This window comes from Fervidicola ferrireducens (assembly GCF_001562425.1).
In the GTDB taxonomy this organism is placed as follows: Bacteria; Bacillota; Thermosediminibacteria; order Thermosediminibacterales; family Thermosediminibacteraceae; genus Fervidicola; species Fervidicola ferrireducens.
The window spans coordinates 139,686-154,531 of sequence record NZ_LOED01000001.1 but is presented as its reverse complement, the minus strand read 5'-3'; the positions used below and the strand labels follow the sequence as shown (position 1 = coordinate 154,531).

Sequence of the window (14,846 nt, the reverse complement as noted above, 5' to 3'; positions counted from 1 at the left end):
ATATGGCAAGATATACTAGGGTGGTATCTTAATGCTTTTGAATAATCAGGACGGTAAAGGAAAGGGCATCCATATTGATGAAAAGATACTAAATGAACTGCGGCGGATATTTGAAAAGTACGCGGTGCAAAAAGTTCTCCTTTTCGGCTCAAGGGCAAGAGGAGATTTCAAAAAAACGTCGGATGTGGATTTAGCCATTTTTTCGGAAAATATTACCGATAGAGAATTTAGCCTCATAGTAGATGAAATAGATGAAATAGATACCCCGCTCTCCTTCGATGTGGTCCATTTTGAGAAGCTAAAAAAAGATTCCCTTAAAGAAAAAATATTAAAAGATGGGGTTTTGATTTATGAGAGAAAGGATAATTGAAAGGTTTAATGATTTTGTAAATGCCTTAAAGAGGCTGGAAGAAGGTGTGAATATCGACCCTTCGAATGAGATAATTATAGATGGAGTTATCCAGAGGTTCGAGTTTGCCTTTGAACTTGCATGGAAGCTTATCAAGGATTGCCTTGAATATGAAGGAATTGAAGTAAAAAGCCCGAGAAGCGCAATAAGAGAAGGCTTCAAAGCCGGGATTATATCCGATGGAGAAGCGTGGATAGAAATGTTGATAGACAGGAGTAAGACTTCCCATATATACGACGAAAATGAAGCCAGGGCGATTTACAACAAGATAAAGTCTTTTTACGTTGGTTTATTAAGAGAGCTAAAAGATTGTGCGGAAAAGTATATCGAAAAGTAAAACCGAAAAACCGGAGGAAAAACATAATGAAGATAAAAACGAAATTTTTCGGCGAGATCGAAGTGGAGGAAGAAAAAATAATAAACTTCCCAAACGGCATAATAGGCTTTGAAAATTTAAAAAGGTTTATCCTCATTGACCATCCGGGAAGTGAAACTATAAAATGGCTTCAGTCGGTGGACGAAAAGGATTTTGCCCTGCCGGTTGTGGAACCGGTAGGATTTTTCCCGGATTATGCACCGGCACTATGTGAAAGTGACCTGAAAAAGTTAAAGCTCGGCTCTGTTGAAGATGGCGTGGTGCTTGCCGTTCTCACTGTCCCTCAGGATGTGGAAAGGACGACGGTAAACCTTAAAGGCCCCATAGTCCTGAATCCCCACGAACGACTCGGAGCCCAGCTAATCGCCGAAAACCCGGAGTATAAGATAAAACAGCCTGTTGCGATTTTCAATAAAAAGGAGACTTAAACATGCTGGTCATTTCGCGGAGAAGGGGAGAAAGGCTCTTTATAGGCGATGAGGTGGAGATAACCGTTGTCGAAGTCGACGGGGACAGGGTGAAGCTCGGCATAAAAGCTCCAAAGGGGGTTAAAATCCTGCGGGCTGAGCTTTTGGATGAGATAAGAGGCGAAAACAAAGCGGCCTTTGATATGTCTTACAAGGCCTTTGAGATAATAGAAGGGAAAGTAAAGGAAAAGGAAAATTAAAAAGAGGAGGTACCTATGATTAAAGAATTATACGATTCGGGTAAATATGAGGAAATAATAGATATTTTTTCCAATGAAAAACCTGTAACACAGAGCGATTATTTGCTTTATGCTTTGTCCTATTATAATCTCAATAAAAAGAATAAGGCTATAGGCGTATTAAAAGAAATGTTAAAGAAGTTTCCGGGTAATCCAGATGCTCTTTTTAACCTGTCGATAATATATTACCAGTTAAAAAACTGGAATAAAGTAAAGGAATATGCTGAGCAGTATTTTAGGTTAGATGAAAATTCATGGGAGATAAATGACATTCTTTCTGACCTTTATGTTTTTGAAGGCAATTTTGAAAAAGCTTTAAAGCATATGGGATTAGCATTAAAAAATGTTCCTGAAAAATTGTTAGTAGAGTTGAAAAATAAATTTTATTTGCTAAAAGAAAGGATACAAACTGCAACCCAAAAACCAAAATTAGCCATTGTTTGCATCGTTGGTGGAGATAAGTTTATAAATGATATAATTGAAGGTTTATCAAATGACTACTGGGTTAGAAAGTTTATAGTTAAAACTGATAGAGAGATTTATAAAGCGATAGATTGGGCTGATATAGTTTGGTTTGAGTGGGCAGATCAGGTAGCAATAGTTGGGACAAATTATCCAGGAATTATAGGGAAAAAGATAATTGTAAGGTTACATAGCTATGAAGTATTCAGTGAGCTACCTAGAAGAATAAACTGGAGTAATGTAGACAAACTAATATTTGTTGCTCCTCATATAAAAGAAATATTTTTTAGGGAATTTTCGGATGTTGCAGGAAGAGTAGCGACAGAAGTAGTTTTTAATGGGGTAGATTTAAATAAGTTGACATTTAAGGAAAGAAAACCAGGATATAATATTGCTTGGGTTGCAGATATAAGTTATAAGAAAAATCCTCCTATGATGTTGCAAATAATTAAAAAATTAAAGGAGATAAATTCTAACTATAAGTTGCATGTTGCTGGTAGCTTTCAAGATAAAAGATATGAATATTATTTAAAATACATGGTAAAAGAGATGGGTCTTGAGGATAACGTTATTTTCTACGGTTGGGTAGATGATATGGATGAATGGTGGGAAGATAAGAATTATTTATTGTCGACGAGCATACATGAAAGTTTCGGGTATAATATTGCAGAAGCTATGTCAAAAGGTATAAAGCCGATAATTCATAATTTTTACGGAGTAAAGGAATTATATCCTGATAAGTACATTTACGATACTGTTGACGAAGCGGTAAAAATGATTACTTCAGATGAGTATAATTCAAAAGAATATAGGGAGTTTATCGAGAGGTTCTCGTTAGAAAAACAGATTGAAAATATAAAGCAGATATTAAAAAATATGGTTGACAAAGACGGGTTGTTATTAACTAAAACTAAAAACGATGGCAGTTTTATAAATCTGAGAAATAATGATGCGAATATAAGCCAGGTTGAAGATAATGTTAGTTGTTGGAAAAAATTATGGTCAAATTATTTACGGACTGATCCTGTTAAAATAGCTAACGAAATATTTGGAGTTACTCTCCGTTCAGAATTTGCAGAGCTATTGAGTAGGTTTTTCTATATAAAAGATGCCAAAATCTTGGAGGTTGGTACTGGTACAGGATTAACGTCATTAGAATTATCTTTGTGGGGAGCAAAAGTAACAGGTATAGATATTGAGGAAGAGTCTATTAAACTGGCTAAAATGATAGCTGAAAGATATGATATACATGATTGTAATTTCAAGTTGGGAAATGGATTTGAATTAACGAAGCAAGGTTTTAAAGATTACGATATTGTATTTAATGTAGGAGTTCTTGAACATTTTGATGATACTCATATTATTAAAATGTTAAAAGAAATGGCTGAATCAGGCAAGTATATTATTATCGGAGTGCCGTATAGCGGTTCCGCAGTATATAAATTAGCAAAAGATTATTCACAAAAGAAGAATACTTGGGAATATGGAGTTGAGCGGGATTTCTTCACATTTAAACAGTTGTTCAAAGAAGCAGGAATTATTCCTTTGTATGAGGAAGTTATTGGAGTTATTTCTGAAGCGGGGTATGTGAGAAGAATTAATCCAGAAGCAACTAATATTGCAATAGCACATAATTTGAAAAAGTACTTTGAAGGTTATTCTCCTGTGGGTTCTTGGCTGATCTCAATTGGGACGAAAGATCAAAAGTATGCTCGTCTATTTGAAGATGTAAATGATAATAGAAAAATTCGTTTTCAAGAAGGGAAAGTAATTATAAAGGAAGTAAAATTTCCGAGTGTGTCTATAATAATACCGTTTTACAATGGTAAAAATTATATCAGCCAGGCTTTGGAAAATATATCCCATATTAAATATCCAGATTTTGAGGTAGTGTTTGTGAATGATGGTTCTGAAGACGGTTCTGATGAACTATTAAAAGATGGGCTAAAAAAATATAAAGCCTTACGGGATAAAGTCGTTATCCATAATTTGGAAAAAAATATTGGGACGTTTAGAGCACGATATGAAGGGGTAAAAGCTTGTAACGGAGAATATATATTCTTTCATGATATAGATGATGTTATTTTTACAAGATCATTAGAGAAATTGGCTTTACATAAAGCAAACATTGGGGACGATTACTATATTGCAGTATCTTGTGCCTTAAAAAGAGGTTCTGACTTTACAGGAGAAGTATGGTATCGCCAATTTTTACCTGATTTAATGGACTATGTTTTACTAGAATTAAATTTATTAAGCGGCAGAATTTCACTTATAAATACTTTGTTAAATAAAAAATTATTAAAGGAAGTTTATCAGAAATTAATGGCATTATTTGACGATATTGGTATTGAGAAAATGAAAGTTGCTGAAGATACAATAATAGTGGATGAATTTCTCCTTGGTAAAATGGTTAAAAGAATAATTCCTGTTTTTTATACATATCTAGGTTATGAAATTGGGAATAGTTTTTCAATGTCAAAGCAGATAGAACAGAGGGCAAAAGATATACCAATCCAGTGTGCGTATGTACTTGTAAATTTGAAGAAAAAAGAGATATTTGGTGAAAATGAGTTGAATGAGCTTGAAAATAAAATTTTAAGTCGGGCAATGCAAATTTACGGTGAAAGTTTATTTAAAGTATTCCATAACAATTTCAAATATTATAAATCGATGTTCACAGCAAAGTTGTGAAATGAGAAATTACTAAGGGAAGGCAAGAGTTAAGTCCGCAAATTGTGTGAAAAGGAAGTTTTTAAAAAAGTATTGAGATACTCTTACCCTTTGGTTATATAATTTTAAACGTAACAAACCTAAAAACCTAATAGAAGGGATAAGAAATGGTTCAATATGATATTTCCATTGTCTTGAAATTTTGCATCACATACTGCAAGCTCCAGGCCCCCGAAATTTTGTGAAAGAACCGAAGGAACACAGCCTACTGTAACGGCTACTGTTAGAGAAATTAACTTACGAGAGTCGAGGTTTCTTACGTTAAGAGTTTCAAGGGTCCGTAACTGTAAGCTCACTACTGATATCTTTCGCTGTTACAAGAGAAACAAACAGGCACTCTTACTGGCTTAATGGGAATGGTGGTTAATAGGATATCTACCAGAAAATTAAAGAAATAACTTATGAACTTTGCGATACCAAGTTTCAAAAACCACGATTTCTGAACTTTGTAAAACCACCCAATTATAGCTTAAAGTTTAAAGTTTTTTAGAGAAAAAGCTTACCTTTTTCGGAGTGGAGGAAAAAGAAATTGAAAAGTGAATTGACGAAAAGACTACAAAGGTTAAAGTTGGAATATACCCCTAAAGAGATTGTTGATCTTGCATTATTAAACGTAGCCGTAGAAAATTTTGATGTTTTTAAACTATATTTAAAAGAATTAAAAGAGTATGTTGAGTTGTCTTCAGAAAGCAATAAGATTAGCATCTCATCAAATATTTTACAGTTGATAATTGACTATAAAAATCATTCTAAAAATCTGAAATATAGGCATAATCGGAGTCAAAGTGAGAAGAAAAAATTTGCTGTTGTAGCGTCTCTATGTACTGGTGATGTTCTTGAGGTTGGTTGTGGCAGTGGAGACTTATCATCTTATATTTCAATGTATGGCAACAGAGTGTTTGGTATAGATATAGACCCTGTAGCTGTTGAAATAGCAAGATTTAAGGTTTGGCATTTTGGTTTAAGCGACTGCTTTTTTGATGTAGTTGATGCAAATACAAATAACATTCCTATACCGGATAGTTCTTTTGATACAGTTGTTTTAGCGGAAGTGCTAGAACATGTAAAAGATCCACTAAAAATTTTAATGGAGGCTAAGCGCCTTTGTAAAAGTGGAGGAAAAATTATTATAAGTGTGCCTAATGGCTATAGAATTCTTTCGCCTGATTATTTGCACATTTTCAATTTAGATGTGTTGAAAGAACTATTAAGCAAAATAGGAGTAAATGAGGACGATATAAATTGGGATGATAGAGTGCCCGATGAGTGGATATTGTGTTGGTTTAATAATAATAAAGAGGACATTAAAGAAAAAAAGGATGAAGACTTAGCAAAATATTTTTTGCCGCCTCATCCTCTTGAAGATTTAAAGGGCGCGGGGAAGGTTTCTATCATATTGCCAACATATAATGGTGAAAAATACATCCAGGAATCCATCGACAGCATATTGAACCAAACCTATAAAAATTTCGAAATAATAGTGGTAAATGACGGTTCTACCGATAAAACTTACGAAAAATTAAAGCCGTATATAGAAAGAGAACAGATAAAATACATATCTCAAGAAAATAAAGGCAAACCTTGTGCTATTAACACAGCTTTAGAGTTTGCAACCGGCGATTATATCTGGATTTTTGATGATGATGATACGGCATTACCGCGCAAATTGGAAGTGCAGATGAGGCATTTTCTCAGAAAACCCCATTTAGATTTGATACATACTTCGTCGATATACACGGATTCAAGTAATAAAGTTCCTCTACTTGTATGGGAGCCTTCAGAAATTGAGCAGAATGACCTATTGAAAAGCTTGCTGCACGGGTGCATTTTTCACGGAAGTACGGTTTTAGTTAAAAAGGAAGCCTTTTTGAAAACTGGAAAATATGACGAACGATTAATAAGAGTTCAAGATTACGATATGTGGATAAGGCTTGTTAAAAACCACTGCAATGTCGGGAAAATACTTTTGCCGACCGTTACGTACAGGCAGCACAATAAGGTGAGAGGTTCTAAAGAAAACCCTATTCCGGTGGAAAAGGTTGCCGAAGCCACTATGGAATATGAAAAAATCATCTTTGAAAAAGTGTATAATGAGATACCGCTTTCCGAGATTTTTCCCGAATTAAAAGAAGAAAACTGCAATAGCGGTTTAAGGGTTTCTGCTTTAATTGAAAGGGCCTATGCAATGGCAAGAAGGAGATTATTCGATTATGCGCTAAATGACCTGAAAGAAGCCTTCGAATTGGCACAAAAATATTATCCGGTGACCATAACTTTTCGAGGAATATATTTTATTAAAAAATTCAGCGAAATGCTAACGCATATTGAAAATGAAGAGATTAAAAACATGGTGACATATTTTTCTCTTTTAATTGGAAATCACGATGTAAGAAATTTTGGTAAAAAGGGGAAAATTACTCTTTCCCTCTGCCTCATCACAAAGGACGAAGAGAAAAACATAGCTCGATGCATAAACAGCGTCAAGGACATCGTAGACGAAATAGTGGTCGTGGATACGGGTTCTAAAGATAGCACGGTGGAAATCGCACAAAGCCTCGGCGCAAAGGTTATCCATGCGAAATGGGAAGATGATTACAGCAAGGCAAGAAATATTGCAATCGAGAACGCTACGTCGGATTGGATATTGTTCCTTGATGCTGATGAGGAGATTAAAAAGGAGGATGTAGGAAAAATACGGCCGCTTCTCAATGACGATACTGTGGAAGCGTACATGTTCAAAATCGTAAACTATGGAGGTGCGAGCGTTTCTAGCGGGCTCACCGAAATACACTATAATTTTAGGTTGTTCAGAAATAACGGAAAGTTAAAGTACGTATATCCGATTCATGAGAATCTAAGAAATATAGAGGAAAATCGAGTACCTGTCTTCAAGAATGCAGATGTCACTATTTTACATTACGGTTATTTAAGTGAAACGCGAATTGAAAAAAATAAGACCGAAAGATATATAAATATGCTTTTAAAATATCTCATGAAACATCCTAATGATAAATTCCAACACGGAAACCTAGGGGTGGAATATTTCAATGCAAGGGATTATAAGAAAGCCCTAAAACATCTTCTAATTGCTACGAAAGGAATGAATGTAAATTCCTATTCTGCTCCCAGGCTCTTGAGATATTTAATACAGACATATACCGCTCTGAAAGATTATGAGACGGCATTAAAGCTGATAAATGATGCAAAGGCTTATTACATAGATATCCCGGATTTTAAATTCCTGGAGGGTATGTTATACGTCGAACAGAAACGTTATAAAAAAGCTATTGAGATGTTCAAAGAATGCATAGCGATGGGCGAATATAAAGGTTTATTTATCACCATGGGTGGTACGGGCAGCTACAGGGCACGCTACATGATTGCTTATTGTTATGAAAAGCTAGGCAGACTTCATGATGCTGTTAAAGAGTATATCGAAATTTTAAAAAGCAATCCCAATTATCAGGATGTTTTTGTGAAGCTTTTTGACTTATTCGTGCAAAATGAAAAACCTGAGAGTGTAAGGGAATTTTTTGATAAATACGTTGACAAGAGAAATCCTGCAAATTTTGCCATCCTTGCAAAGCTTTACATGAATAGTGGAAGATTCGATATTGCAAAGGAATATCTCGATGAAGTCGATATGGACATAGCAGGGCTGAATACTTTAAAAGGCATTGCGTGTATGGGGATGAAGGACTATCAAAAAGCCATTGAGTTTTTTGACAAAGAACACGAAAAGGCAAAAAGCGAGGCGCTTTACCATAAAATCTTATGCCATTTAATACTTAAAGAACTTGAAATGGCAAAAAGGATCTTATGGGAAATCGAAGATTCTACCGATAAAAAACTTTTTCTTACGATAATCGGTGAAATGAAAGCAAGGTATGATGAAGTTAAAGATAGTTATTTTAAGCTCTTAGAAAAACTAATTCAATTTGGTGAATTCGATTTGTTCAATAAACTGTTGAAGCTTTATTCAGGACTTTTTACCAGAGACGATTATGTGAGATACGGACATATGATGAAAGATAAAGGTTTTGATGAACTTGCGGTAGCCGCCTATATAAAAGCCGCTGACCTTAATTGCGAAGACTCTTCAGTTTACAGATACCTTGCCAAAAAAGCATTGGAGCAAAATATGACTGACGAAGCTTTGGTCTTTACGGCAAGAGCTTTTAATATCGATAGAATGGATGTGGACAATTATGCTTTGATGTATAAGATATATAAAGTGACGGGGCGAAATGATGAAGCGGAAAGAGTAAGTAAATCAATAAAGGAAATTTACCCCGAAATAGAGCTTGAAGAAATTGTTCAATAAAATTATGGTAAAAATCCCAAAAAATCTACAAAGAAAGAAGAAATTAATAGAAAAAAGAAATTAAAACTAGAAGAACAAAGAAAAATGGGAAATTCGAGCTATATCGGACATTAATTTTTGCAAATCTTTCATCGATAAAATAAGTGAATGAAAAGTTCGGTCCGGCCGGCCGAACAAAGACATCCCGCAGGGAAGCGGGAAATAAGATCAAGGAGGAAGATCTTATGAGGATTAACCACAACATAAGTGCCTTAAATGCTTACAGACAGCTATCAGTAAACAACACTTCGCTTCAGAAGTCCCTTGAGAAGCTGTCATCGGGCTACAGGATCAACAGAGCCGGGGACGATGCTGCCGGTCTTGCTATCTCAGAGAAGATGAGGGGTCAGATCCGCGGCCTCAACATGGCATCCAAGAACGCTCAGGACGCCATATCCCTCATACAAACAGCTGAAGGCGCTTTGAACGAGACCCACAGCATCCTGCAGAGGATGAGGGAGCTTGCCGTGCAGGCGGCCAGCGACACCAACACCGCCACCGACAGGGCCGAGATCCAGAAGGAGATCGACCAGCTCGCCCAGGAGCTGGCTAGAATCGGCAACACCACCGAGTTCAACACACAGAAGCTCTTGAACGGCACGTTTGCCGGAACGTTCCACATAGGTGCTAACGAAAACCAGAATCTCTCACTTCAGATTAATGACATGCGCGGGTTCGCTTTAGGCGTAGTAGGTGATGTAAATTTAGTAAATGTAGCAGTTTCTGGCACAATAGCGGAAGGATCAGTTACTACTGATAGTAACTTTACATCGGGAACATATACAATTAGATTTAATAGCAGTTCAAGTGTATATGAAATGGTTGACAGCACAGGGAATATTAGCGCAACAAGCTCGGATGGCGTAACATTTTCATTGTCTGGCGCTGATGATACGTTACAATTCTCAACCACTGTCACCAGCGGCACAGTCACTTTTTCTATCTCTGGTACAACTATAACAGGTACTTTTACTCCTACTCCTACTCCGAGCGTCACCAACAACGGCCTGGAAGCTGGAACGTATACTTATGATTCCACAAATAAAGTGCTTAAAGATTCCAGCGGCCAGGTTGTCGCCACAACTTCGGATAGCAAAACTTTTGTGGATGCATCCGGGAAAACGATTCTTACCTTAGGCACGGCATTAACCGGAAATGCCACTTTTGAAGTAAAAGGCATCAACGTTTCGAATCAGACTGCTGCAAATCAGGCCATTACCACCATCCAGCAGGCCATCGAAAAAGTTTCTACTGAGCGTGCCAAACTCGGTGCATACCAGAACCGATTAGAACACACAATAAACAACCTTGAGGTGGCATCAGAAAACCTCACCGCTGCCGAGTCACGCATCCGCGACGTTGACATGGCAAAAGAAATGATGGAGTTCACCAAGATGAACATCCTGAATCAAGCTGCAACTGCAATGCTCGCCCAGGCAAACATGCTGCCGCAGTCGGTTCTCAAGCTGTTGGGTTAATTTAAAAGTTAATATTTCAAGAGCAATTTTCGAGAGCCCCGGGCAACCGGGGCTTTTGATATGGAATATTCTAATTCAGGAGGCAAAGTATGAAAAGAAAAATACTAAAAGGCTTAAAATCGTATCAATACGAGCATTCCTTTGACAAAAAAAGCATTGGATACTTTAAAATCCTACAAATTTCAACTGGGATAATGTGGCAGGATCATCCCTGGACTATAATGAGGGCTTCCGAGCTTTTCAAATGGGTGGAAAGCGGAGAATATGAAAGCATTATGAAAAAGTACAATGCAGCACCGGTTGGATGTGTTTTAAAACCCGGTAAATAAAGTATTCGATATCCGGAGTTAATATGATAAAATGTATTCAGACAATTTATTCGGGTTTTTTAGCGTATCCAGGGTGATAAAAAATGGGAAAAGAAAGAACAAAAATAATCCAGGAATGTTTGACAAACGTTACAATTAAAGATGTAGAGGAATTATACAGAAATTTAGAAGGTATTTATAATCAATTACTGCTCAAACAAAATATAGATATTCAAAAGTGTTTTTGCGGAGCAAATGAAAATTTTCTTTTAGAACTACAAAAGTCATTTTCAAAAGCTGTTGAGATAAACTTAATTGTATCTTTTTTATTGGAATCAGGGGTAAGGTTGATTATTGAGGATTTAATTGAGGCCAAAAAGAGGAATTGTCCAATTAGAATAATAACTGGTAGGTACTTAAACATAACTCAACCGTCTGCTCTATATTTGATAAAAGATAGATTGGGTGATTTTGTTGATTTAAGATTTTTTAAGCATGAGAACATTCCATTTCATCCAAAAGCATATATAATAGAATATCCTGACGGTAAAGGAGATATATTCATTGGGTCATCAAATTTATCGGAGTCTGCTTTGACATATGGAATTGAATGGAATTATAGAATTGAAAAAACTACAAATCCGAAAGATTTTGAGCTATTTAAAAAGGAATTCTTTAACATATTAGAACATTGTACAGAAAAAATTGACGATGAACTTTTAAAAAAATACAGCCGCATATGGAAAAAGCCGAAAATATTTATTGATACTGAACGCCAGATTCAGCCTGATGAAAATCAGAATTTGTCTTATATTCCTGATTCGATTTTGCATGATAATGATGTTTTTAAAGTGGCTGAAAATTCCCCTAGATATGAGGCAACTGTTATACCAGATGGTGTAAAAAAATCAGATGAAATAAAAAAAGGACCGAGGAAAGTGTTTCCTATCTTGCAGCCAAATGATGCCCAAGTAGAAGCGCTTTATTGGCTTAAGAAAAGTCGCGAGGATGGATTAGACAAGGCTCTTGTTGTAGCAGCGACAGGTATTGGGAAAACTCTTTTGGCAGCCTTTGATTCGATGCAATACAATACAGTTTTATTTGTTGCTCACAGGGAAGAAATTCTGAATCAGGCATATTTATCCTTTAAAACCATCAGGCCAAATTCAACAATTGGATTTTTTAAAGGTGATGTTAAGGATACAAATAAGGAGATAATTTTTGCTTCGGTTCAGACCCTTGGCAAGGAAGAATATTTAAATCCGGAATATTTTGCGCGTGATTATTTTGAATATATTGTAATTGATGAGTTTCATCATGCGGTTGCAAAGAGTTACCAAAACATTATAAACTATTTCAGACCAAAGTTTCTCTTGGGCCTTACGGCAACGCCTGAAAGGTTGGATAATAAGGACGTTTTTGAACTGTGTGATTATAATGTTGTATATGAGCTGAGACTCAAGGATGCAATTAATAAAGGTTACTTAGTACCTTTTCACTACTACGGTATATACGATGAGACAGACTTTTCAAAGATTCCTGTAATCAATGGGAAATACAAGGAAGATGAACTTGAAAGAGTTCTCATGATTCACAAAAGAGCGGATTTAATACTCAAAAACTACCTGAAATTCAATAAGCAAAGAACACTGGCATTTTGTGCTTCGCGAAATCATGCAGAGTTTATGGCAGAATATTTTAACCAAAAGGGAGTTAAGTGTTGTGCTGTTTACAGCGGTGAGCAGGGCAAAAATGCCGTAGAAAGAAATGAAGCCATTAGAAAACTTAAAAATGGAGAAGTGAAGGTTGTTTTCACCGTTGATATGTTCAATGAAGGCGTTGACATTCCTGAGATAGATATGTTAATGTTTTTAAGACCAACAGAATCCCCAACTATCTTTTTGCAGCAACTCGGGAGAGGTTTGAGAAAAGCTAAAAATAAAAATTATCTAACTGTGTTAGACTTTATAGGCAACTACAAAAGAGCTTTTATTATTCCTTTTCTTTTAAGTAGCAATGAATGTGATATAGAATCGATTAAAAAGAGTAAATACACCTTAGACGATTTTGATTTTCCTGATGATTGTGTTATCGACTTCGATTTTAGATTAATAGATATCTTCAAAAAACAGGCCGAAAGCCTTAAAAACATTCAGGCTCTAATTTTCGAAGAATTTTTGAGGATAAAAGAAATGCTGGGTAAACGGCCAAGCCGCGTGGAATTTTTTAAATACATTGATGAAACTACATACGCGAGCATGAAAAAATTTTCCGATCCTTCTATAAATGTATTTAAGGATTATTTATCCTTTTTGAGTAACAATAATCAATTAGAACCAGATGAGGTCGGTTTATGTAACACGATTGCTCATGAGTTTATAAAATTAGTAGAGAATACGAGAATGACAAAGATATATAAAATGCCGCTACTTCTTGCATTTTATAACAATGGCAACATGAAATTAAAGCTAAATTCCGACGACATTTATAAGGCATTTAAGGAATTCTTTGCAAGTCCTTCAAATGCAATTGATTTGGAAGTTCACAAAACAAGAAGTGATTATAAAACATGGGGAAAGGAAGAATATGTTAAGTTGTCGAGAGAAAATCCTGAGGAGAATTTTATTAAGACAAATCCCGAATTTTTCTACAGGGAGGGGGATTATTTTTGTTTAAATGAGAAATTGGCCCTTTTTTTAACTAATAGATATTTTCTTATGCATTTCAAAGATGCATTAGATTACAGGATAAAGCGTTACTATAAGGAGAGATACGAAAAATGGACTCAACGATAAGGTATTACGATGAAAATGCAAATACGTTTTTTGAAAACACAAAAGACGCAGATATGAAGGAAGTATATAAGCTTTTCTTGAAATATTTGCCAAAAGAGGCTAGAATACTTGATTTAGGCTGCGGTTCGGGAAGGGATACCAAATATTTTTTGCAAAATGGGTATGATGTAATAGCAATAGATGGCTCGTTTGAGATGGTAAAGCTTTCAACTCAGTTTACGGGAAAGCAAACCCTTCACCTCACGTTTGATGAAATAAATTTTAATGAAGAATTTGATGGGATTTGGGCGTGTGCCTCGCTTTTGCATGTACCAAGAAGCAAAATTGACTCTATATTTAAAAAAATTTATTTAGCCCTGAAAAAGGGTGGCGTTTTTTATTCCTCATATAAATATGGAAACAAGGAGGAAATTAGAAACGGGCGGTTTTTCAACAATTATGATGAACTTTCGTTCAATGAACTTCTAAAAAAGCATCCTTATTTTGCACTCCTTGAAATGAAGGTGACATACGACGTTAGAAAAGGAAGGGAAAATGAAAAATGGCTAAATGTAGTTTTGAAAAAATTATAAAAATTTTTGCTTATTTATTTGAATGTGGATTATGTCGCTTTCCCGCGTGGTAGAACAGTTCGATCCAAAGACAACGCGCTTTGATGTGGTTATCATCGATGAAGCAAGCCAGTGCGATTCGTTGGCCCTTACGGCGCTGTATTTGGCTGAAAAAGTAGTTGTTGTGGGTGACCACGAACAGGTAAGTCCAGAAGGCGTTGGACAGGAGCTGGAACGCATTAAGGATATTAGAGCAGAATACTTAAAGGATATACCGAATGCCATACTTTATGACGGAAGGCGGTCGATTTACGATATAGCCCGGGAGTCCTTCGGAGGCACCATCATGCTGGTAGAACACTTCCGGTGTGTGCCGGAGATTATACAGTTTAGCAATTACCTTTGCTATAACGGTAGTATAAGACCTTTGAGGGAATCCAGCAGGGTACCTCTCAAACCTCATGTGGTACCCTACCGGGTGCAAGGTGCAATCGTTGAAAGAAAGGTAAATAAAAAAGAGGCAATTGAGTTGGCGTCGCTGCTGGTAGCGGCGGCAAAGCATCCGGCTTACGAAATAAGACTTTTGGCGTAATATCTCTGGTAGGAGAGGAGCAGGCGAGGTACATCTTAAGAGAGGGTAGTTTTTCGAAAGAAGGTGTAAAAAG

The 14,846-nt window shown here is 36.1% G+C and carries 11 protein-coding genes and 1 pseudogene; all 12 read left to right on the top strand.

Annotation, left to right across the window (positions count from 1 at the left end; genetic code table 11):
- Nucleotides 1–31: 31 nt before the first annotated feature.
- The 12 genes and pseudogenes from AN618_RS00715 to AN618_RS00665 all read left to right on the top strand — a co-directional run bounded on the left by AN618_RS00715 (nt 32) and on the right by AN618_RS00665 (nt 14,773).
- A complete protein-coding gene (locus AN618_RS00715) occupies nt 32–370 on the top strand; it encodes a nucleotidyltransferase family protein (protein WP_066350835.1) in 339 nt (112 codons plus the stop codon).
- Nucleotides 351–746, top strand: a complete 396-nt coding sequence (locus tag AN618_RS00710; protein ID WP_066350832.1) for a nucleotidyltransferase substrate binding protein — start codon at nt 351–353, stop codon at nt 744–746. The genes AN618_RS00715 and AN618_RS00710 overlap by 20 nt, the downstream gene beginning before the upstream one ends.
- 26 nt (nt 747–772) lie before the next feature.
- Nucleotides 773–1,213 (top strand): flagellar assembly protein FliW, encoded by a 441-nt coding sequence (gene fliW, locus AN618_RS00705; RefSeq protein WP_245628320.1) that lies wholly within the window; start codon nt 773–775, stop codon nt 1,211–1,213.
- A 2-nt stretch (nt 1,214–1,215) separates the two neighbouring features.
- On the top strand, nt 1,216–1,452 hold the full coding sequence (gene csrA, locus AN618_RS00700; protein WP_066350831.1) for a carbon storage regulator CsrA: 237 nt from the start codon (nt 1,216–1,218) through the stop codon (nt 1,450–1,452).
- 15 nt (nt 1,453–1,467) lie between these two features.
- On the top strand, nt 1,468–4,647 hold the full coding sequence (locus AN618_RS00695) for a glycosyltransferase (RefSeq protein ID WP_066350830.1): 3,180 nt from the start codon (nt 1,468–1,470) through the stop codon (nt 4,645–4,647).
- Between the two features lie 294 nt (nt 4,648–4,941).
- Nucleotides 4,942–5,139 (top strand): annotated as a pseudogene (locus AN618_RS14115) (transposase); the annotation flags it as partial.
- Between the two features lie 76 nt (nt 5,140–5,215).
- Nucleotides 5,216–9,010 (top strand): glycosyltransferase, encoded by a 3,795-nt coding sequence (locus AN618_RS12525; protein ID WP_083514964.1) that lies wholly within the window; start codon nt 5,216–5,218, stop codon nt 9,008–9,010.
- 224 nt (nt 9,011–9,234) lie between these two features.
- Entirely contained in the window at nt 9,235–10,527 is a 1,293-nt protein-coding gene (locus tag AN618_RS13850; protein ID WP_066350829.1) for a flagellin N-terminal helical domain-containing protein, read from the top strand.
- A gap of 89 nt (nt 10,528–10,616) precedes the next feature.
- A complete protein-coding gene (locus tag AN618_RS00680) occupies nt 10,617–10,856 on the top strand; it encodes a hypothetical protein (protein ID WP_066350827.1) in 240 nt (79 codons plus the stop codon).
- Nucleotides 10,857–10,939: 83 nt separating this feature from the next.
- Nucleotides 10,940–13,630: a DEAD/DEAH box helicase family protein gene (locus tag AN618_RS00675; RefSeq protein ID WP_066350826.1), complete on the top strand. Its 2,691-nt coding sequence runs from the start codon at nt 10,940–10,942 to the stop codon at nt 13,628–13,630.
- Nucleotides 13,615–14,202 (top strand): class I SAM-dependent methyltransferase, encoded by a 588-nt coding sequence (locus AN618_RS00670; RefSeq protein ID WP_066350822.1) that lies wholly within the window; start codon nt 13,615–13,617, stop codon nt 14,200–14,202. The genes AN618_RS00675 and AN618_RS00670 overlap by 16 nt, the downstream gene beginning before the upstream one ends.
- Before the next feature lie 22 nt (nt 14,203–14,224).
- Nucleotides 14,225–14,773: an AAA domain-containing protein gene (locus AN618_RS00665; RefSeq protein ID WP_222926191.1), complete on the top strand. Its 549-nt coding sequence runs from the start codon at nt 14,225–14,227 to the stop codon at nt 14,771–14,773.
- Nucleotides 14,774–14,846 lie beyond the last annotated feature (73 nt).

Bases quoted from the DNA above. Each gene is read 5' to 3' on its own strand.
- AN618_RS00715 (WP_066350835.1), top strand. From the start codon at position 32: ATGCTTTTGAATAATCAGGACGGTAAAGGAAAGGGCATCCATATTGAT.
- AN618_RS00710 (WP_066350832.1), top strand. From the start codon at position 351: ATGAGAGAAAGGATAATTGAAAGGTTTAATGATTTTGTAAATGCCTTA.
- fliW (WP_245628320.1), top strand. From the start codon at position 773: ATGAAGATAAAAACGAAATTTTTCGGCGAGATCGAAGTGGAGGAAGAA.
- csrA (WP_066350831.1), top strand. From the start codon at position 1,216: ATGCTGGTCATTTCGCGGAGAAGGGGAGAAAGGCTCTTTATAGGCGAT.
- AN618_RS00695 (WP_066350830.1), top strand. From the start codon at position 1,468: ATGATTAAAGAATTATACGATTCGGGTAAATATGAGGAAATAATAGAT.
- AN618_RS13850 (WP_066350829.1), top strand. From the start codon at position 9,235: ATGAGGATTAACCACAACATAAGTGCCTTAAATGCTTACAGACAGCTA.
- AN618_RS00680 (WP_066350827.1), top strand. From the start codon at position 10,617: ATGAAAAGAAAAATACTAAAAGGCTTAAAATCGTATCAATACGAGCAT.
- AN618_RS00675 (WP_066350826.1), top strand. From the start codon at position 10,940: ATGGGAAAAGAAAGAACAAAAATAATCCAGGAATGTTTGACAAACGTT.
- AN618_RS00670 (WP_066350822.1), top strand. From the start codon at position 13,615: ATGGACTCAACGATAAGGTATTACGATGAAAATGCAAATACGTTTTTT.
- AN618_RS00665 (WP_222926191.1), top strand. From the start codon at position 14,225: ATGTGGATTATGTCGCTTTCCCGCGTGGTAGAACAGTTCGATCCAAAG.